The organism is Caballeronia ptereochthonis (genome assembly GCF_001545075.1).
Taxonomy (GTDB): Bacteria; Pseudomonadota; Gammaproteobacteria; order Burkholderiales; family Burkholderiaceae; genus Caballeronia; species Caballeronia ptereochthonis.
The window spans coordinates 211,626-229,833 of record NZ_FCOB02000009.1 but is presented as its reverse complement, the minus strand read 5'-3'; the positions used below and the strand labels follow the sequence as shown (position 1 = coordinate 229,833).

The 18,208-nt window shown below is 66.2% G+C and carries 17 protein-coding genes and 1 pseudogene; 8 read left to right on the top strand and 10 right to left on the bottom strand.

What is annotated here, in order from left to right; all coding sequences use genetic code 11:
• Positions 1–155: pseudogene (locus tag AWB83_RS35760) on the bottom strand (alcohol dehydrogenase catalytic domain-containing protein); the annotation flags it as partial.
• Positions 156–323: 168 nt separating this feature from the next.
• On the opposite strand from AWB83_RS35760, the gene AWB83_RS12200 reads away from it, so the two are divergent.
• Positions 324–1,034, top strand: a complete 711-nt coding sequence (locus AWB83_RS12200; protein WP_087045545.1) for a hypothetical protein — start codon at positions 324–326, stop codon at positions 1,032–1,034.
• Here the strand turns inward: AWB83_RS12200 and AWB83_RS12195 are convergent, their stop codons facing one another.
• The 5 genes from AWB83_RS12195 to badH are packed head-to-tail and all read right to left on the bottom strand — an operon-like array spanning position 1,035 to position 6,245.
• Positions 1,035–1,811 carry an enoyl-CoA hydratase gene (locus AWB83_RS12195; RefSeq protein WP_087045543.1) on the bottom strand — a complete coding sequence of 259 codons (777 nt, stop codon included), beginning with the start codon at positions 1,809–1,811 and terminating at the stop codon, positions 1,035–1,037.
• 1 nt (position 1,812) lies between these two features.
• On the bottom strand, positions 1,813–3,468 hold the full coding sequence (aliA, locus tag AWB83_RS12190) for a cyclohexanecarboxylate-CoA ligase (RefSeq protein ID WP_087045542.1): 1,656 nt from the start codon (positions 3,466–3,468) through the stop codon (positions 1,813–1,815).
• Between the two features lie 35 nt (positions 3,469–3,503).
• Positions 3,504–4,655 (bottom strand): cyclohexanecarboxyl-CoA dehydrogenase, encoded by a 1,152-nt coding sequence (gene aliB / locus AWB83_RS12185; protein WP_087045541.1) that lies wholly within the window; start codon positions 4,653–4,655, stop codon positions 3,504–3,506.
• A 13-nt stretch (positions 4,656–4,668) separates the two neighbouring features.
• Positions 4,669–5,451, bottom strand: coding sequence for a 2-ketocyclohexanecarboxyl-CoA hydrolase (badI, locus tag AWB83_RS12180; protein WP_087045539.1), 783 nt, complete (start codon positions 5,449–5,451; stop codon positions 4,669–4,671).
• 26 nt (positions 5,452–5,477) lie between these two features.
• Entirely contained in the window at positions 5,478–6,245 is a 768-nt protein-coding gene (badH, locus tag AWB83_RS12175; protein WP_087045537.1) for a 2-hydroxycyclohexanecarboxyl-CoA dehydrogenase, read from the bottom strand.
• 219 nt (positions 6,246–6,464) lie between these two features.
• Here badH and AWB83_RS12170 point away from each other — a divergent pair, with 219 nt between their 5' ends.
• The gene (locus tag AWB83_RS12170; RefSeq protein ID WP_087045535.1) at positions 6,465–6,890 is read left to right on the top strand and encodes a MarR family transcriptional regulator; all 426 of its coding nucleotides are present in this window, start codon (positions 6,465–6,467) and stop codon (positions 6,888–6,890) included.
• Positions 6,891–6,954: 64 nt separating this feature from the next.
• Here AWB83_RS12170 and AWB83_RS12165 read toward each other — a convergent pair whose 3' ends face one another.
• Both AWB83_RS12165 and AWB83_RS12160 read right to left on the bottom strand, forming a co-directional pair.
• On the bottom strand, positions 6,955–7,398 hold the full coding sequence (locus tag AWB83_RS12165) for a hypothetical protein (RefSeq protein WP_244197683.1): 444 nt from the start codon (positions 7,396–7,398) through the stop codon (positions 6,955–6,957).
• A gap of 304 nt (positions 7,399–7,702) precedes the next feature.
• On the bottom strand, positions 7,703–8,326 hold the full coding sequence (locus AWB83_RS12160; RefSeq protein WP_087045531.1) for a TetR/AcrR family transcriptional regulator: 624 nt from the start codon (positions 8,324–8,326) through the stop codon (positions 7,703–7,705).
• A gap of 261 nt (positions 8,327–8,587) precedes the next feature.
• On the opposite strand from AWB83_RS12160, the gene AWB83_RS12155 reads away from it, so the two are divergent.
• The 5 genes from AWB83_RS12155 to AWB83_RS12135 all read left to right on the top strand — a co-directional run bounded on the left by AWB83_RS12155 (position 8,588) and on the right by AWB83_RS12135 (position 15,409).
• A complete protein-coding gene (locus AWB83_RS12155; protein WP_087045596.1) occupies positions 8,588–9,709 on the top strand; it encodes an efflux RND transporter periplasmic adaptor subunit in 1,122 nt (373 codons plus the stop codon).
• Complete coding sequence (locus AWB83_RS12150; protein WP_087045529.1) at positions 9,706–12,852, top strand: efflux RND transporter permease subunit; 3,147 nt, start codon at positions 9,706–9,708, stop codon at positions 12,850–12,852. Before AWB83_RS12155 ends, AWB83_RS12150 begins: the two co-directional genes overlap by 4 nt.
• A complete protein-coding gene (locus AWB83_RS12145) occupies positions 12,849–14,315 on the top strand; it encodes an efflux transporter outer membrane subunit (protein ID WP_087045527.1) in 1,467 nt (488 codons plus the stop codon). The genes AWB83_RS12150 and AWB83_RS12145 overlap by 4 nt, the downstream gene beginning before the upstream one ends.
• Before the next feature lie 171 nt (positions 14,316–14,486).
• On the top strand, positions 14,487–14,996 hold the full coding sequence (locus tag AWB83_RS12140) for a helix-turn-helix transcriptional regulator (protein WP_087045523.1): 510 nt from the start codon (positions 14,487–14,489) through the stop codon (positions 14,994–14,996).
• The gene (locus tag AWB83_RS12135; RefSeq protein WP_087045521.1) at positions 14,993–15,409 is read left to right on the top strand and encodes a VOC family protein; all 417 of its coding nucleotides are present in this window, start codon (positions 14,993–14,995) and stop codon (positions 15,407–15,409) included. The genes AWB83_RS12140 and AWB83_RS12135 overlap by 4 nt, the downstream gene beginning before the upstream one ends.
• A 43-nt stretch (positions 15,410–15,452) precedes the next feature.
• Here the strand turns inward: AWB83_RS12135 and AWB83_RS12130 are convergent, their stop codons facing one another.
• Complete coding sequence (locus AWB83_RS12130; RefSeq protein ID WP_374729102.1) at positions 15,453–16,412, bottom strand: sulfate ABC transporter substrate-binding protein; 960 nt, start codon at positions 16,410–16,412, stop codon at positions 15,453–15,455.
• Positions 16,413–16,555: 143 nt separating this feature from the next.
• Positions 16,556–17,197, bottom strand: coding sequence for an RBBP9/YdeN family alpha/beta hydrolase (locus AWB83_RS12125; RefSeq protein ID WP_087045519.1), 642 nt, complete (start codon positions 17,195–17,197; stop codon positions 16,556–16,558).
• 172 nt (positions 17,198–17,369) lie between these two features.
• Here AWB83_RS12125 and AWB83_RS12120 point away from each other — a divergent pair, with 172 nt between their 5' ends.
• Positions 17,370–18,188 carry a GntR family transcriptional regulator gene (locus tag AWB83_RS12120; protein ID WP_087045516.1) on the top strand — a complete coding sequence of 273 codons (819 nt, stop codon included), beginning with the start codon at positions 17,370–17,372 and terminating at the stop codon, positions 18,186–18,188.
• Positions 18,189–18,208: the final 20 nt, after the last annotated feature.

The following is an 18,208-nucleotide window of genomic DNA, read 5'->3' as shown; positions in this document are numbered from 1 at the left end:
GGGTCCGCGCCCGAAAGCGTGTAGTAATCGGTATGGCAAATGCCGGTCGCCTTGACCTCGATCAGCACTTCACCCGCGCGCGGGCCTTCGAGATCGACTTCCTCGATCGTCAGAGGTTTTCCGGCTTCCCATGCGATGGCGGCTCGTGTTTTCATGTTCCCTCGTCACTCGGTTTTCGATTAGACGAATCATCGGCCACATCGGCCGGCCGCGGCGCAATCCGCGCCCGCGCTGGCGAAAATGCAGTGCATGTTGGCCGAAGGTCGGTGCGCAGGCTTCATCCATGCGCGCCAAGCTAGCCCCGCTCGCGTCGAGAGGACGCCATGAGTCGAATCGAAGAGTTTGCCCAGAGCCGATGGCTCGCCGATGCACGCGAGGAAATCGCCGCGGCGCTGCGAACGTCGGACGAAGCCTGGCTTCAGGACATGAGCATGCGCTGGGGATGCCGGCTCGCGATGCTCGTCGCCGATTTCGGCGTGCGCATCATGCTTCACGAGGAACGCATTGTTATGAAGATAGAGCCGGCCGCGAATGCGGCAGACGCGCCGCTCGCTCCCCCCCTCGAACTCGACGACGGCACCGCGGATTCGCTCGCCCGCGCGGCATGGATCAAGCTCGCGAAGTTCGAGGAGCTTGCGATCGCGGTTCTGGAAGCGAGCGCGCTCATCGCGGGCGATGCGCAGTGCAACGCCTGCCGCGAGACGATACTCGCATGGCGTCAGATGCTCCATGCCGCGAACGAGTGGCCGAGAGAGGAAGCGGACGCGTACATCGGCCATGCATGCCGGCCGATTCTGACGCAGTTCATGAACCTCGCATCGTGCGCGACCGGCGGCCGGCAGTTCGAGCTCGCCCGTGAAGGCGATTACGAGGAGGCGTGGCTCGAGTTCGAGCACTTCTGCGTGAACGCCCAAGCGCAACCCGTCACGCAATGGGGTCGAAAATATCGCAAGCGGCGCGGCGCCGGGTTCGCCCATCACCTGTCCGTTGCCCGAACTTTCGGCATCGATGCGGAAACGCGCCCCACCGCCTGATCAGCGGTGCCTGAGCACCGGCTGGCGCTTCTCCAGAAAGGCGGCCATGCCCTCGCGCGCGTCCTCGCTGGCAAAGCGCGCATGCAACTGCCGCCGCTCGAACAACACACCTTCCGAGAGCGACGCCTCGTAAGCCCGATTGACGGATTCCTTGATCGCCATCAGCGCGGGCAGCGAGTAGCCCGCGATCGTCGCGGCGAGGGCCATGCTTTCGTCGCGCAGCGCATCGGCAGGCACCACGCGCGAGACGAGACCGCTGCGCTCCGCTTCCGCCGCATTCAGCGTGCGCGCGCTCAGGCACATATCCATCGCCTTCGCCTTGCCGATCGCGCGCGGAAGACGCTGCGTGCCGCCCGCGCCGGGCATCATCGCCAGTTTGATTTCGGGCAGGCCGAAGGTCGCGTTCTCGGCGGCGATCACGATGTCGCACGCGAGCGCCAGTTCGCAGCCGCCGCCTAGCGCCACGCCCGCGACCGCGGCGATCACCGGCTTGCGCACGCGGCGAATGGTTTCCCAGTTGCGCGTGATGAAGTCGCTTCGAAATACGTCCATGCAGGACCAGCGTGCCATCGCGGCGATATCGGCGCCCGCCGCGAACGCCCGCGCATTGCCGGTGAGTACGATCGCGCCGATGCGCTCATCGGCGTCGAAGCGCAGCAAGGCATCGCCGAGGGCGTCCATCAATGCGTCGTTCAGGGCGTTCATCTGCCGCGGCCGGTTCAGCGTGATGACGCCGACACGCCCGACGGTTTCCTCGATGACCAATTGCTCCTCCATGTCATGCTCCCTGTTGCGATTCGCGTTCGCGCAGCAACTCGCGCAGCTTGAACTTCTGTACCTTGCCGGAGGGCGTCGCGGGCAGGCTGTCGCACACCAGCAGACGCTCCGGGATGTACTGCATCGCGACCTTGTGCGCCTTGAGAAAGCCGGCGATCGACGGCAGATCGATGTGCTCGCCCGGCTTCCTGACGACGACCGCGCACGCGCGCTCGCCGAGACGCTCGTCCGGATAAGCGACGAGCGCCGCCGCCGCGATCGCGGGATGCCGATACAGGAGCGCCTCGATCTCCACCACGGGAATGTTCTCTCCGCCGCGAATGATCACGTCCTTGCTGCGCCCGCTGATGCGGATATAGCCGCGCGCGTCGAGATACGCGAGATCGCCGGTATCGAACCAGCCGTGCGGGTCGGTCGCGTTGAGGTGCGCGCGATGCAGATAGCCGCCGAAGCTCGAGCACGAGCGCACCAGCAGGCGTCCCACCGCGCCGGTGGGCAACGGCGCATCGTATGCGTCGACCACGCGCACTTCGACGCCAGGGAGCGGGCGGCCGTCGGTCGCGAAGGAGCGTTCGTCGTCGTCATCGAGGCGCGTCAGGGTGACCGCGCCCATCTCCGTCATGCCCCACGCCGACACGATCTTCGCGCCGAGCGCCGCGCGCGCCTTCTCGACCAGCGGCCCCGGAATCGGCGCGCCCGCGCACAGGAACGTGCGCAGCGTCGGCACGGACCGTCCGCTGTCGCCGACCGCGCTGGCGAGGTCGGTCAGGAACACGGTCGAGGCCATCGTGAAGCTCACGCGCTCGCTTTCGATCAGCGCGACTGCCGCCTTCGGCTGCCAGATATCCTGCAACACCGCACTCGCGCCGAGCATGACCGGCATCATCAGGCCGTACATGAAGCCGGTCTGGTGCGCCATCGGCGAGGCCATCAGCACGACGTCGTCCGCTCCGAGGCGCATGGCGTCGGCATAGGGCCGAATGTTCGACATCAGCGTGTTCGCCGTGTGCATCACGCCCTTGGGCTCGCCCGTCGTGCCCGACGTGTAGAGCAATTGCGTGATGTCGTCGGGGCCGGGACGATTGCGCGTCAGGAGCTCGCGCGCATCGGGTTCGCGCTCCCACGCGGGCTCGCCGAGAAGCGCTTCGAAGCTGTTGGCGTCCTGTCCGCCGATCACGACGACGTGCTCCAGCCGAGGCAGGCTCGCTTGCAGATTCGTCGCCATCTGCGCGAAATCGAAACCGCGGAACACGCGCGGCACGATCAGCACCTTGCTCGCGCTGTGGGCGAGCATGAACGCAAGCTCGCGCTCGCGAAAGATATGCATCAGCGGATTGACCACGGCGCCGATGCGCGAGCAGGCGAGATACGTCAGCGTGAACTGCCACCAGTTGGGCAATTGCATCGAGACGACGTCGTTGCGCCCGACGCCCAGCCGCGCGAGACCCACCGCGATGCGATCGGCCATCGACGCCATCTCGCGATACGTGAAGCGCGTCGTCGCACCGCTTTCCACTTCGAAGGCCGTGAGCGCGATCTTGTCGGGACAGCGCTCGGCCCACGTGTCGAGATCGTCGTTGAGGGTGCGGTCGTGCCAGTATCCGCGGGCGACGCTCTCGGCGCGTCTCGGCGGAATCCGAACGGCGTCGAACTCCATGTGATGTCTCCGGTCTTTTTGGTGTTCGTCGCCCGTCACGCCGGGACCGCGTCGCGTCCCGCGTGCGCGCGGGCGATGATCGTCTTCATGATCTGCGCGGTGCCGTCGCCGATCTGAAAGCCGAGCACGTCGCGCAGGCGCTGCTCCATCGGCCCGCGATCGTAGCCGCCATGCCCGAACGACAGCAGACACTGATGCACGACGTCGTAGGCGAGCTTCGGGCCCCACCACTTGCACATCGCGGCCTCGGCGGTGTGCGGCAAGGCGCGGTCCTTGAGCCAGAGCGTCTGCAGGCACAGGAGGCGCGCCGCCTCGACCTGGCTCTCGTATTCGGCGAGCGGATGCGACACGCCCTGAAACGCCGACAGCGGCTTGCCGAACGCCTCGCGCTGCGCGACGTATTCCCACGTCTCCTCGAGACTCGCCTTCGCGACCGCGAGCACCTGCAAGCCGATCAGCGCGCGCGAGAAATCGAAGCCCTGCATCACCTGCACGAAGCCCTTGCCTTCGTCGCCCAGCCGGTGATCGACGGGCACGCGCACGTTCTCGAAGAAGATCGAGCCACGGCCGATCGCGCGCTGCCCGTGACAGTTGAAGCGATTGCGCGTGATGCCGGGCAGATCCATCGGTACGAACACCGCCGAGACGCCGCGCGCGCCATCCTCGACGCTGCCGGTGCGTGCGAACACGATGGCCGCATCGGCCTGATCGGCCGCCGAGATCGACGTCTTCTCGCCGTTGAGCACGTAGTGATCGCCGACGCGCTCCATGCGCAGACGCAGGTTCGCGGCATCCGACCCGCCGCGCGGCTCGGTCAGCGCGATCGCCAGCAGCGCGCGTCCCTGAGTCAGCCTTTCGAGCCAGGGACGCGCGATGTCCGGCGCGGCGTGGTGGGCGAGAATCTGCCCGTTGAGCGATGCGAGCAGGTTGATGTACGAGAGGCTCAGATCCGCGCGCGCGATCTCTTCGTGAATGACCCCCGCAGCGAGGCAGCCGAGCCCCTGCCCGCCGTACTCCTCGGGCAGCTCCGGCGCGATGAACCCCATCTGCCCCATTTCGAGCATGAGTTCGCGATCGAGCGTGCGCGTGGTGTCGCGCTCCTCGAAGCCGGGCGCGACGCGTCCCTGGGCAAAGCGCCGCGCGTGTTCGCCGAGCGCGACGAGGTCTTCATCGAGATAGGGATTCATGGTGTCGCTCCGGTCACTTCGCGTGGCGCCGGAAATCCGGCTTGCGCTTTTCCTGGAAGGCTCTGACGCCTTCGCGCGATTCCTCGGTGTCGTAGTAGAGCTTGAGCGCGTACATGCCCATGCCGGCGATGCCCGCCTGATGCGCGGTATCCATGTTGAACGAGCGTTTCGCGATGGCGATCGCCGTCGGGCTCTTCTCCATGATTTCGTCGCACCATTTCTGCACTTCGGCGTCGAGCTGCTCATGCGGAACGACCGCGTTGACGAGGCCCATCGCGAGCGCTTCGGAGGCCGGATAGCGGCGGCACAGATACCAGATCTCGCGCGCCTTCTTCTCGCCGACCACGCGCGCGAGAAATGCCGTGCCGTAGCCCGGATCGACCGAGCCGACCTTCGGCCCCGCCTGCGCGAACACGGCCTTCTCCGAGGCGATGGTGAAATCGCAGATGGTGCACAGCACATTGCCGCCGCCGACCGCGTAACCCTGCACGCGCGCGATCACGGGCTTGGGCACGTCGCGGATCGCGTTGTGCAGCTCTTCCATCGGCAGGCCGATGGTGCCGCGGCCGTCGTACTGTCCTTCGTGCGCGGACTGATCGCCGCCGGTGCAGAACGCCTTCTCGCCCGCGCCCGCGAGCACGATCACGCCGATCTCCCTTGCATAGCCCGCGCGATTGATCGCGTGGATGAGCTCGTCGCAGGTGCGTCCGCGAAACGCGTTCATCTTCCCGGGACGGTTGATCGTGATCCACGCCGCGCCGTTGCGCACTTCGTAGAGGATGTCTTCGTAGTTCATGACGGGTTCCTTGTCCTCGATCGGGTTCAGCCGGCCATCGTCAGGCCACCGGATACGCTCAGCACCTGGCCGGTGATGTAGCGCGCGTCGTCGCTCGCGAAGAAGACGATCGCGCCCGGGAGGTCGTCGGGCTGGCCGATGCGGCCCAGCGGAATCGAGCGCTGGAACGCTTCCAGCAGCTTCTCGGGATTGCCCGCGCCTTCCTTGTATTCGGCGAAGAGCGCGGTATCGGTCGGGCCGGGGCATACGACGTTGACGGTGATGCCATGACGCGCATGTTCGCGCGCGATGGTCTTGGAGAACGACACCAGTCCGCCCTTGCATGCCGCATAGACGGCCTCGCCGGAAGACCCGACGCGCGCCGCGTCCGAGGCGATGTTGACGATGCGTCCCGACTTGCGCTCGGCCATGCGCGGCAGCACCGCGTGATGCAGATGCAGCGCGCCCGTCAGATTGATCGCGATGAGACGCTCCCACTGGCTCGGCTCGGTCTTCGTGAACGGCTTGAAGACGTCCCAGCCGGCGTTGTTCACGAGCACGTCGACGGGGCCGAGTTTCGCCTCGGTCGATGCGATGGCGGCATCGACATCCACGCGATTCGTGATGTCGCAGCGGATCGCCTCGGCGACGCCGCCCGCCGCGCGAATGTCGTCGCGCACTTTTTCCGCGGCTTCGAGCGACAGATCCAGCACCGCGACGCGCGCGCCTTCCGCCGCGAACCGGCGGCACGTCGCCCCGCCGATGCCGCCGCCACCGCCTGTGACGATCACCGTCTTTCCTTGCAGTCTCTGCACAGTCTTCTCCGTGAATGGTGAGGGGTTACCATTGCGGTCATCGGACACAGGGTTCGCGCCGCTTATTGCGTCAATATATTGACGTATACTAGAAACACCTTCCGGCGATGACAAGCACAACCTGATTAGGAGAATCCCTTGGTTTCAGCAAAATCGGATACAGCAGTGAAGCTGGAGCTAGCCAACCGACTGTTCTTTCGGCTGTACCAATGTGCCAATATGTTGCATAAAACGGGAAGCCGTGCGGTGGAGACGGAAGGTCTCACGACGCAGCAATGGGCCGTGCTGGGCGCGCTCTCGCGGCCGGAGGCGGAAGGGGGAATGAGCGTCGGAGATCTGGCGCGCTATCTGATGGTGAGCCGGCAGAACCTGTCCGGACTCGTGAGCCGGATGGAACGCGACGGACATGTGCGCGCGAGCGCGGATGGCCGCGACCGGCGTTCACGCCTCATCACGATGACGGAGCCGGGCCGCACGCTGTGGACGCAGCAGGCGACGCCGAAGATTCAGGGCTATTACGAGGAAGTGCTGAAGGACTTTTCCATCGATGACGTCACGCACACGCTGCATTACCTGCTCAAGCTGCTCGACAACATGAAGAAGCTGGACGATGCAGCGCGGGCGGAGGGAGACGAGGAAACTTGAGCGAACCGGCAACCTCGCAATACGATTCGAAGACCCGATACAAAGTGAACGTCGCCGCGGATATTCAAAATCCGCGGCGCACCGAGAACGTCATGCCTTTTTCGTGCTCGTGATTCACGCCGAGTTGCGGATTTGCCTGAAAATGCCACTCGTCATCTTCGCTCGCTAAATCGTTTTGTGATTTTTCCGGACCCTGGGAGGAATAGGAGGAAGGGACGTGCGAATATTGCCGATTCGCCTGATCCGGATCTAAACGAAGATTAAGGCCCGTACCCGACAGGACGGCCGCGCCCGCGGGCTTCACGGCGCTTCCATAGTAGAAGCGGGCATGCACGGACCGGATGAGATGCACGCCGGCGGTCGAGACAATGGCTGGATACGGAAAGAACACCATACCCGCCGCGACTCGTTCCAGCGGAAGCAAACGAGCCTGCTCATTGGCTGATGCAAAACCGCCGACGAGTAAAACAACGCCGGCGATCCAGACCTTCTGGATAAAGCGTGTCATCGAATGCCCGCGAAACGCTAAATGTGATTTCCGGCACTACCTTTTTGATGATACGCGCTTTATCGCGAAGTCGTTCCTCAACCGTTGCGCCCGTGGTAAATCAGCCACTTTTAATGGCCGAATCGATGCTTGATTTCGCCGCTTCCGTATTGCGGAGGCAGCTTCGCGCCTCAAACCCGATCACTTGGCTTTCCTGCGCGAATGCCATCGGATGCCGAGCACGGCGAGCGCGTTCGTCGCCATGATCCGGACACGTGTCCGGCGAATCGTCAGAGCGCTATTTCGCCGGCAAGCGAAGACGCCCTCATTCGGCGCTGCCGCCCAAAGCGACACGCCTGAAGAACTGCGCCAGCACGTCCTGTGCGAACTGCGCCGGCACCGATTGCGGGTCCGACGAATAGAAGAACTGCACCCCGTCGCACAACGCGATCAGCCCCAGCGCCATCTGCTCCGCCGGCATGGTGAGCGGCGTGCCCACGCGCGCCGAGAACGCCTCGATGTAATCGGTTGTCGTCTGCCGCAACTCGCGCATGAGTGCGTTGAAGCTCGCGCGGAACTTCGCGTCGCGGCTCGCGTGCAGCTTCGCTTCGACCCACAGTAGAAAGCACGCGTTGTCCTGGTAGCACTCGCTGTAGTACTGCAACACACGCGCTTCCAGGTCGGCGCGCGAGGCCTCGCTGTCCTCGAAGATGGTCGAGAGGCGCTGCATGATGGCGTCGTGATCGCGCTTGAGCACTTCGAGCAGCAACTCGGCCTTGCTGCCGAAGTTCGAATAGAACGCGCCGCGCGTATAGCCCGCGTCGGCGGCGACGTCCTCGACGCTCGCCGCGCCGAATCCCTTCTTCGTGAAAACCGCCTGCGCGGCGTCGAGCAGACGCTGACGCGTCTGGTCACGGCTCTGCTCGCGGGTGAGACGTACTGGTTTCATGCACGAAGTGTAGCATCGCCGGGCGTGCAAATCCGGCTTTGCATTCGAATACAAGCATGTATTAGAATTCACTTCGTATTCAGGTTGGGAGCGTCGAACCCTTGCCGGATGGGGCATTCAGGTCGTTTGCATGATCGGGCCCTCTCTCGCTCGTTTCTCGAAATCGCTCGCCGGACATCCCGTTTCCTTGCTTCGCCCATGAGCGGCGCGCCTGGCCTTCGAGGCGCGCGCACCCATGCCCTTGCGGGCGCCGAGGTTCCTGTGAAGCTCTTCCCTTTCCCCGCGCCGGTCGTCGCGCGCGCGGCATTTCTTCCGATCGTCTGCGTTTCGCTCGCCGCCTGTCAGCGTCACGAGGCCGCCGCGCCCGCGCCGCGTCCGGTCGTGGCGGTCGAGGCGAGAGCCGACGGATTGGCAAACACGTCCACGCTGCCCGGTCAGATTCAGTCGCGCTATTCGACGCCGCTCTCCTTTCGCATCAACGGCAAGATTCTCGAGCGACGTGTGCGTCTCGGCGACAGCGTGAAGGCCGGACAGGTCGTCGCCCGTCTCGATCCCGCCGATGCCGAAAAGAACAGCGCGAGCGCCCGCGCGCAGCTCGACGCCGCCGAGCATCAGCTGGTCTACGCGAAGCAGCAGCTCGACCGCGATCGCGCGCAGGCCGCCGAAAACCTGATCGCGCCCGCGCAACTCGAGCAGACGCAAAACGCCTACGCCGCCGCGCTCGCGCAGCGCAATCAGGCGCAGCAGCAGGCAGGGCTCGCCGGCGATCAACTGCGCTACGCCACGCTCACGGCCGACCACGCGGGCGTCATCACGGCGGAGCAAGCCGACACCGGCCAGAACGTGACTGCCGGCCAGGCCGTCTACACGCTCGCATGGAGCGGCGACACCGACGTGATCTGCGACGTGCCCGAAGCCGCCCTCGCGGCATTCGCCGTCGGCAAGGAGGCGAGCGTGAAGCTCGCGGCACTGCCCGCGCAGACCTTCAGGGCGCGCGTGCGCGAGCGCTCGCCCGCCGCCGATACACAAAGCCGCACCTGGCGCGCGAAACTCACGCTCGAAGCGCCGACGCCGGACGTGCGCCTCGGCATGACCGCCGATGTCACGTTCTCGCCGGCGAATGTCGCGAAGGGCGCGTTCACCGTTCCGTCCACGGCGCTCTTTCACGACAACGGGCACCCCGCCGTGTGGATCGTGAAGAAGCCCGGCGATGCGCTCGAACTGAGGCGCGTCGAAGTCGCGCGCTACGGCGAGCGCACGGTGACCATCGCAAGCGGCATCGAGGCGGGCGAGCGCATCGTGTGGCAAGGCGTGCATACGGTTACCGCGGGCGAAAAGGTGCGCGTCGTGGCGCCGCTGCATCCCGAGGACTTCGCCTCATGAGCACGACCAGCGACCCTCGCAACGACGACACCGCATCCGGCGACAACGCCCATCGCCACGAAGAAGGCCGCTTCAACCTGTCGGCGTGGGCGCTGCGGCATCGCGCGCTCGTCGTGTTCCTCATCGCGATGGCGACGATCTTCGGCGTCCTCGCATATACGCGGCTCGCGCAATCGGAAGACCCGCCGTTCACGTTCCGCGTGATGGTCATCCGCACCTTCTGGCCCGGCGCCACCGCGCGTCAGGTGCAGGAGGAAGTGACCGACCGCATCGCGCGCAAATTGCAGGAAACGCCCTACACGGATTTCATGCGCAGCTATTCCCGGCCGGGTGAATCGCTGCTGTTCTTCCAGATGAAGGACTCGGCGCCCGCGAAGGACGTGCCCGAGGAGTGGTATCAGATCCGCAAGAAAGTGGGCGATATTGCCGCGACCCTGCCGCCCGGCGTGCAAGGGCCGTTCTTCAACGACGAGTTCGGCGACGTCTACACCAACATCTACGCGCTCGAAGGCGACGGCTTCTCGCCCGCACAACTGCACGACTACGCCGATGCGTTGCGCACCGTGCTGCTGCGCGTGCCGGGCGTCGCGAAGGTCGATTACTTCGGCGATCAGGAGGAGCGCATCTACGTTGAGATCGCCAATACGCAGCTCACGCGCCTGGGCATCTCGCCGCAGCAGATCGCGCAGGCCATCGACGGACAGAACGGCGTCTCGCCGGCCGGCGTGCTCAATACGCCCAACGACCGCGTGTTCGTGCGCCCGAGCGGCCAGTTCAAGAGCATGGATGCGCTCGCCGACACGCTCATCGACGTGAACGGCCGCTCGTTCCGGCTGGGCGACATCGCCACGATCAAGCGCGGCTACCTCGATCCGCCCGCCACGCAGATGCGCTCCGCGGGCACGCCCGTGCTCGGCATCGGCGTCACGATGCAGACGGGCGAGGACGTCGTGCGTCTCGGCAAGTCGCTCGATGCACGCATGGGCGAGCTGCGCGCGCAACTGCCCGCGGGACTCAGGCTCGCCGAAGTCTCCAGCATGCCGCACGCGGTCTCGCGTTCGGTCGACGACTTTCTCGAAGCCGTGGCCGAGGCGGTCGTGATCGTGCTGATCGTGAGTCTCGTGTCGCTCGGCGTGCGCACGGGCATGGTGGTCGTGATCTCGATTCCGGTCGTGCTCGCCGTCACCGCGCTCTTCATGTATCTGTTCGATATCGGCCTGCACAAGGTGTCGCTCGGCACGCTGATTCTCGCGCTGGGCCTTCTCGTCGACGACGCGATCATCGCCGTCGAGATGATGGCCGTGAAGCTGGAGCAAGGCTGGAGCCGCGCGCGCGCCGCCGCGTTCGCATACACGAGCACCGCGTTTCCGATGCTCACCGGCACGCTCGTCACGGTCGCGGGCTTTCTGCCGATCGCGCTCGCCAAGTCGAGCACCGGCGAGTACACGCGCTCGATCTTCGAAGTCTCCGCGATCGCGCTGATCGCATCATGGCTCGCGGCGGTCGTGCTCATTCCGCTGCTCGGCTACAAGCTGCTGCCGGAGCGGAAGAAGGAAGCGCATCTGCCCGACGATCACGAGCATGACATCTACGACACGAAATTCTACGGACGCCTGCGCCGCTGGGTCGGCTGGTGCATCGAGCGGCGCTTCGTCGTGCTGGCGATCACCGTCGTGCTGTTCGTCGTCGCGATGGCCGGCTTCACGCTCGTGCCACAGCAGTTCTTCCCGAGCTCGGACCGCCCCGAATTGCTGATCGACGTGCGCCTGCAGGAAGGCGCATCGTTCGACGCGACGCTGCGCGAAGCGAAGCGCCTCGAAGCAGCAATGAAGGGCCGCGAGGAAATCGATCACGTCGTGAGCTTCGTCGGCACGGGCGCGCCGCGCTTCTATCTGCCGCTCGATCAGCAATTGCCGACGCCGAACTTCGCGCAGTTCGTGGTCACGGCGAAGTCGGTGGAGGCGCGCGAGCAGCTCGCGCGCTGGCTCGACTCGATGCTGCGCGAGCGCTTCCCCGCCGTGCGCACGCGCCTCTCGCGGCTGGAGAACGGGCCGCCCGTGGGCTATCCGGTGCAGTTCCGCGTGAGCGGCGACGAGATCGGCACGGTGCGCCACATCGCCGAGCAGGTGGCCGCCGACATGCGCGGCGACGCGCGCACGACCAACGTGCAGTTCGACTGGGACGAGCCTTCCGAGCGTTCGGTGCGCTTCGAGATCGACCAGCAGAAGGCGCGCGATGCGGGCGTCACGTCGCAGGACGTATCGAGCTTTCTCGCGATGACGCTCACCGGCACCACCGTCACGCAGTATCGCGAGCGCGACAAGCTCATCAGCGTCGATTTGCGGGCGCCGCGCGCGGAGCGGGTCGATCCCGCCCGCATCGCCACGCTCGCGATGCCGACGCCGCACGGCCCGGTGCCGTTGGGCGCGCTCGGGCGCGTCGTCGATACGCTCGAATACGGCGTGATCTGGGAACGCGACCGCCAGCCGACCATCACCGTGCAATCCGATGTCAAAGGCAACGCGCAGGGCATCGACGTGACGCAGGCCATCGACAGGAAGCTCGACGCGATTCGCCGCGCCCTGCCGGTGGGCTATCGCATCGAGGTGGGCGGCCCGGTCGAGGAAAGCGCGAAGGGGCAAGCATCGATCAACGCGCAGATTCCGGTGATGGTGATCGTCGTGCTGACACTGCTCATGATCCAGTTGCAGAGCTTCGCGCGCGTGATGATGGTCGTGCTCACCGCGCCGCTCGGGCTCATCGGCGTGGTCGCGACGCTGCTCGCCTTCGGCAAGCCGTTCGGCTTCGTCGCCATGCTCGGCGTGATCGCCATGTTCGGCATCATCATGCGCAACTCGGTGATTCTCGTCGATCAGATCGAGCAGGACATCGCTTCGGGACACAAGCGCTTCGATGCGATCATCGGCGCGACGGTACGGCGCTTCCGGCCGATCACGCTGACGGCCGCCGCCGCCGTGCTCGCGCTGATTCCGCTTCTGCGCAGCAACTTCTTCGGCCCGATGGCGACCGCGCTGATGGGCGGCATCACGAGCGCGACCGTGCTTACCCTCTTCTACCTGCCCGCGCTCTATGCCGCGTGGTTTCGCGTGAAGCTCGACGAACGCGAAGGAGCATCGTCATGAAACGCACCCCTGCGCTGATCCTCGGATGCGCCGTGCTCGGGGCATGCGCGTTCGCGCCCGACGGCAAGCCGCCCGTCATGCCGCAGCCCGCGCATTACGGCGCACTGCCGCAAGCGGAATCGAGCGTGACGGCCGAGGGCGCGTCGCAGCGCTTCGTCGCGGGCGCGAAGCCGGTTCCGGCGTGGTGGAAGCTGTATCGCTCGGATGCGTTGAACGCGCTCGTCGACGAAGGCTTGCGCGGCAGTCCCAATCTCGCCGCGGTGGACAAGAGCCTGCTCGCGGCGCGCGAGCAACTGCGCGCGCAGGTCGGCTCGTCGCTGCTGCCGTCGGTCGACGCGGGCGGTCAGGTGGCGCGCCAGCGCGGGCTCGGCGTGCCCAACTTCGGTCCACCGACCGCGCTTTATAACCTCTTCGTCGGGCAGATTCAGGCGCAGTACACGTTCGATCTCTTCGGCGCCGCGCGCTTCGAAAATGCGTCGCTCGCCGCGCAGGTCGACAACCAGGCGTTTCAACTCGATGCCGCGCGCCGCGCGCTCGCGGCGAACATCGTCACGGGCGCGATCGGAGCGGCGGCGTTGCATGCGCAGATCGACGTGACCGAGCGCCTCGTCGCGCTCGCCAGCGACGACGCGCTCGATGCCGAACGACGCTACGCGCTCGGCTCCGCATCGCGCGCCGACATGCTCAACGCGCAGCAGAACGCGGCGTCGCTCGCCTCGCAATTGCCGGGCTTGCGCGCGCAATGGCTCGCGACGCGCCATGCGCTCGCGGTGCTGCTCGGACGCACGCCGGACCGCGCGCCCGACGACCTCGATCTCGCCAGCCTCACGGTGCCGTCCGATGTGCCGGTCGTCCTGCCGTCCGAGTTGCTGCAGACGCGCCCCGACATTCAGGCCGCCGACGCCGCGCTCAAGGCCGCGGCCGCGCAAGTCGGCGTCGCCACGGCGCAGCTTTTCCCGAGCCTGTCGATTTCGGCATCGATGGGAAAGGGCGGCTTCAACTGGCCGACCGCGCTTTCCGGTGCGGGCGCGTTGTGGAGCGTGGGCGCGTCGCTGTCGCAGCCGATCTTCCACGGCGGCGCGCTGCTCGCGCAACGGCGCGCGGCCATCGCCACTTACGATGCCGCCGTCGAGCAATACAAGCAGACCGTGCTCGCGGCGTTCCAGAATGTGGCGAACACGCTGGCGTCGCTGGACAACGACAGCGAAGCGCTGGCCTTCGCCGATACCGCGAGCCGCGCCGCACGCGATGCGTCGGCGGATGCGGCGGCGCGCGTGCGTCTCGGCGCAATTCCGCCGCGCGCCGCGCGGGGCAGCGAGCAGCAGTACCTCAACGCGCGGCTTTCGGCGATCCGCGCGAGCAGCGCGCGCATGAGCGACACGGCCGCGCTGTTTCAGGCGATGGGCTCGCCGATCGCGTCAGGCACGAACGTCTCGCAGGCGGGCAACGGGACGCTGAAATGAAGCGGCTCCGTCCACGGAGAGCTCGCGCAACGAGGGAATGCAAGGGTGTAGCGTATGAGGGATGCGGCGGGCGCTTCTTCGTGGAATCGCCGCGATCTCGGATATGCACGGTTCCGTTTCACGCAGCGTTTCCGGGCCTACACTACTCGCACACGTCCGCCCTTCGAACTCATGCCTCATCGCAAAGACTCGTCCGCCGACGGCGCCCTTGAAGATCCGGCCCTCCTGCGCCGCCTGCTGCGCGCCAAGGACCGCATGGATGCGGCCTCGCACGAAGCCTGGCCCGTCATGCGCCTGGCCGGGGTCAGCGGCGTTTCCGAAGCCCATTTCGCGCGCTCCTTCAAGCGGGCCTTCGGCATCCCGCCGCATCGCTATCTGCTGACGAGGCGCATCGAGCAAGCGATGACCCTGCTGCGCGACACCGATCTCAGCATCACGGAAATCGCCTTCGCCACCGGCTGGGAGAGCCTCGGCACCTTCGGGCGCATCTTCCGCGACATCACCGGCCGCAGCCCCGGCGCGATGCGGTCCGAGGCACGCGCCGACACGCCCCCGCTCGACCGCGTGCCCGCCTGCGTCCTGAAGGCCGCGCAGCGCCCCGACCTCACGATCGCAGTTTTGGAGAAGCGCCGCCGCGCGCGGAAGGATAAAGTCCGGCCATCAACCACGGAGGCGACATGAACGACGGTATCAGTGTGGTGGGCCTGTATGTCGACGATCAGGACGAAGCGCTTGCGTTCTACGTCGATAGACTAGGCTTTCGCGTGCACACGGACGTGCGCAACGGATCCTACCGATGGCTCACGGTCCAGCATCCGGATCAGCCCTCGTTCCAGCTCGGCCTGTTTGCGCCCGGGCCGCCCATCCACGACGAGGCCACCGCGCAAACCCTGCGCGCGATGGTCGCCAAGGGCGCGATGCCGCCGCTCGTGCTCTCGGTGAGCGACTGCCGCGCGAGCTACGAGCGGCTCAAGGCGAAGGGCGTGGAATTCACGCAGGAGCCGGTCGATCGCTTCGGCAGCGTCGACGCGGGCTTCCGCGACCCCGCGGGCAACGGCTGGAAGATGATCCAGGCCCCGCGCAACGCAAGGTGAGCACCCGGGCGGCGCTCGTCAGCCCGCCCGGAACGGTCCGCGCTCAATTCTTGTCCGCGACAACCTGATCGAACGTCCCGCCATCCGCGAAGTGCGCCTGCTGCGCCTTCTGCCAGCTGCCGAACACCTGCTCGACGGTGAACGTCTTGAGCGGCTTGAACTCGCTCGCATGCTTGGCCAGCACGGCGGCATCGCGCGGGCGCAAATGATGCTGCGCGATGATCTCCTGCGCGGCGGGCGTGTACAGGAAGTCGAGATAAGCCTGCGCTTCCTTGCGCGTGCCACGCTTGTCCACCACCTTGTCGACGATGGAAACCGGCGGCTCGGCCAGCAGGCTCACCGACGGATAGACTGCCTCGAAATGCTTCGCGCCGGGCCCCGCGCTCATCAGCCCGACTTCGTTCTCGAAGGTGACGAGCACATCGCCGATGCCGCGCTGCGTGAAGGTCGTCGTCGCGCCCCGGCCGCCCGCATCGAGCACCGGCACGTTCTTGAAGAGCGCCTTCTCGAAGTCCTGCGCCTGAGCGTCGGTCGCGCCCTGCCGCTTCCTGAAGCCCCACGCCGCCAGATACGCGTATCGGCCATTGCCCGAGGTCTTCGGATTGGCGATCACCACTTGCACGCCGGGCCGCGCGAGGTCGCTCCAGTCCTTGATGTGCTTCGGATTGCCCTTGTGGACGAGGAACACCATCGTCGTCGTGTACGGCGCGCTCGAATCGGGCAGGCGGCTGCGCCAGTTGGCGGGCACGAGTTGTCCGCGCTCGGCGAGCAGGTCGATGTCGTTGGGCTGGTTCATCGTCACGACGTCGGCCTGCAGGCCCTGCGTCACCGACAGCGCCTGCGCGCTCGATGCCCCATGCGACTGCCGCACGGAAACCGTTTCACCGGTTTTCTTCCCGTAGTCCGCGACGAACGCGGAATCGATGTCCTTGTAGAGCTCGCGCGTCACGTCGTACGAGACGTTGAGCAGCGTGGTGTCCGCATGCGCGATGCCGGCCGCCATGCCCGCGATTCCGATTGCAGCGTTGATCAACAGCTTCTTATGTACCGCCATTTTTTCTCCAGTGACAGGGAACGAAAACCGCACAACGAACAAAGGCCGCTCGAAGGCGGCCATTCATGCATCACGCTCTTCGTGACGCGGCGTCATCCGTACGCGCGTCGCTCCACCTCCGCATCCTCTTCATCGTATTCGGGCGCAGCGCGCCGCGCGAGCGTTTCGACGAAGTGCCGCGCGAGCGGCCACGGCCCGAACCCCGACGCCGTGTTGATATGCCCCGCCTTCCCCAGATTCACGAACGCGCTGTTCCAGCGCTGCGCCAGCGTGCGCGCTTCGTCGAGCGGCATCCACGGATCCGTCTCGCTCCCGACGACGAGCGAGAGCGTATCGAGACGACGCGCGCTGAACGCGCCCGCGAAACGGAACTTCGCGGGACTCGCCGGCGCGACGAACAGCACGCCCTTCACGCGCGCGCCGTGCGAAGGCGCCGCGCCGACCCTGGCGTGCGACAGCGCATGCGCCGTCGCCAGACAGCCGAAGCTGTGCGCGGCCAGCACGACGGGACCCTCGACGCTCGCGAGCACGTCGCGCACGGCATCGCTCCAGGTGTCGAGATGAGGCGCGTCCCAGTCGCGCTGCTCCACCCGCCGGGCGAACGGCATCTCGCGCTCGAGCCAGGTCTGCCAGTGCGCGTCCTCGCTGCCGTAAAGGCCAGGCACGGTGACGAGCGTGACGGACGATAGCGACGAAGCCGCTCCCCATGCATGTGCCGCGCTGCGCTCGCTCATTTTCGTTCCTCGCTGCGACGTGAATCGATCAGGCTTCATTCTCGGTCAGCGCCGGACGGCCGCTAACCAATATTTCGTCATTTCTTTATGGCGATGCGATCCGCGCGCGCCGCTATAATCGCAGCACTCCGCGTTCAAATGCCCGGAACCGCCCGCCTTCCCGTCCTCCTCCATGCCGACCCGTCGCCCCGCCGTCTCGCCCGATTCGCACATTCCGCTCTATGCGCAGATTAAGGACACGTTGCGCGCGGGCATTCTCGACGGCCGCTATCCGCCGCACAGCCGCATGCCCTCGGAGAGCGAGCTTCAGGCGATGTTCGATGTCAGTCGCATCACGATCCGTCAGGCGCTCGGCGATCTGCAGAAGGAAGGGCTCATCTTCAAGGTGCACGGCAAGGGTTCGTTCGTCTCGCAACCGAAGGCGTTCCAGAACGTGACCTCGCTGCAGGGGTTCGCCGAAGCGATGTCGGAGAGCGGGCACGAGATCGTGAATCGCGTGGTGCACTTCCGCTTCGCGCCCGCGCCCGACGAGGTCGCCGCCAGGCTGGGCCTCGCCGCTGGCAGCGACGTCGCCGAGATTCATCGCGTGCGGCTGCTCAATCGCCAGCCCGTTTCATACGAAGTCACCTTTCTTCCCGAAGCCCTCGGCCGGCAGCTCAAGCGCGTGGAACTGGCGACACGCGACATCTTCCTGATCCTGGAAAACGACTGCGCCGTGCCGCTCGGCCACGCGGACCTCGCCATCGACGCCATCGCGGCGCCAGCGGCCATCGCCGACGGGCTGGATGTAAAGAAAGGCGCGCCGCTCCTGCGCATCGAGCGGCTCACGCACGACGCCGACGGCCAGCCGGTCGACTTCGAATACCTCTATTTCCGCGGCGACACGTTCCAGTATCGTCTGCGCATCGACCGGGAACGCCCGCCGGCGAACGGCGCGCACGAACCGGCGCGCGTTATTCGCAGCAGGCACAAGCAAAGCAAAAACAATTGATTCCATCGCGATTCGCGCGC

Excerpts from the sequence above, each read along its gene's own strand:
- AWB83_RS12200 (WP_087045545.1), top strand. The coding sequence starts at position 324 with ATGAGTCGAATCGAAGAGTTTGCCCAGAGCCGATGGCTCGCCGATGCA.
- AWB83_RS12195 (WP_087045543.1), bottom strand. The coding sequence starts at position 1,811 with ATGGAGGAGCAATTGGTCATCGAGGAAACCGTCGGGCGTGTCGGCGTC.
- aliA (WP_087045542.1), bottom strand. The coding sequence starts at position 3,468 with ATGGAGTTCGACGCCGTTCGGATTCCGCCGAGACGCGCCGAGAGCGTC.
- aliB (WP_087045541.1), bottom strand. The coding sequence starts at position 4,655 with ATGAATCCCTATCTCGATGAAGACCTCGTCGCGCTCGGCGAACACGCG.
- badI (WP_087045539.1), bottom strand. The coding sequence starts at position 5,451 with ATGAACTACGAAGACATCCTCTACGAAGTGCGCAACGGCGCGGCGTGG.
- AWB83_RS12170 (WP_087045535.1), top strand. The coding sequence starts at position 6,465 with ATGTTGCATAAAACGGGAAGCCGTGCGGTGGAGACGGAAGGTCTCACG.
- AWB83_RS12165 (WP_244197683.1), bottom strand. The coding sequence starts at position 7,398 with ATGACACGCTTTATCCAGAAGGTCTGGATCGCCGGCGTTGTTTTACTC.
- AWB83_RS12160 (WP_087045531.1), bottom strand. The coding sequence starts at position 8,326 with ATGAAACCAGTACGTCTCACCCGCGAGCAGAGCCGTGACCAGACGCGT.
- AWB83_RS12150 (WP_087045529.1), top strand. The coding sequence starts at position 9,706 with ATGAGCACGACCAGCGACCCTCGCAACGACGACACCGCATCCGGCGAC.
- AWB83_RS12145 (WP_087045527.1), top strand. The coding sequence starts at position 12,849 with ATGAAACGCACCCCTGCGCTGATCCTCGGATGCGCCGTGCTCGGGGCA.
- AWB83_RS12140 (WP_087045523.1), top strand. The coding sequence starts at position 14,487 with ATGCCTCATCGCAAAGACTCGTCCGCCGACGGCGCCCTTGAAGATCCG.
- AWB83_RS12135 (WP_087045521.1), top strand. The coding sequence starts at position 14,993 with ATGAACGACGGTATCAGTGTGGTGGGCCTGTATGTCGACGATCAGGAC.
- AWB83_RS12130 (WP_374729102.1), bottom strand. The coding sequence starts at position 16,412 with ATGGCGGCCGGCATCGCGCATGCGGACACCACGCTGCTCAACGTCTCG.
- AWB83_RS12125 (WP_087045519.1), bottom strand. The coding sequence starts at position 17,197 with ATGAGCGAGCGCAGCGCGGCACATGCATGGGGAGCGGCTTCGTCGCTA.
- AWB83_RS12120 (WP_087045516.1), top strand. The coding sequence starts at position 17,370 with ATGCCGACCCGTCGCCCCGCCGTCTCGCCCGATTCGCACATTCCGCTC.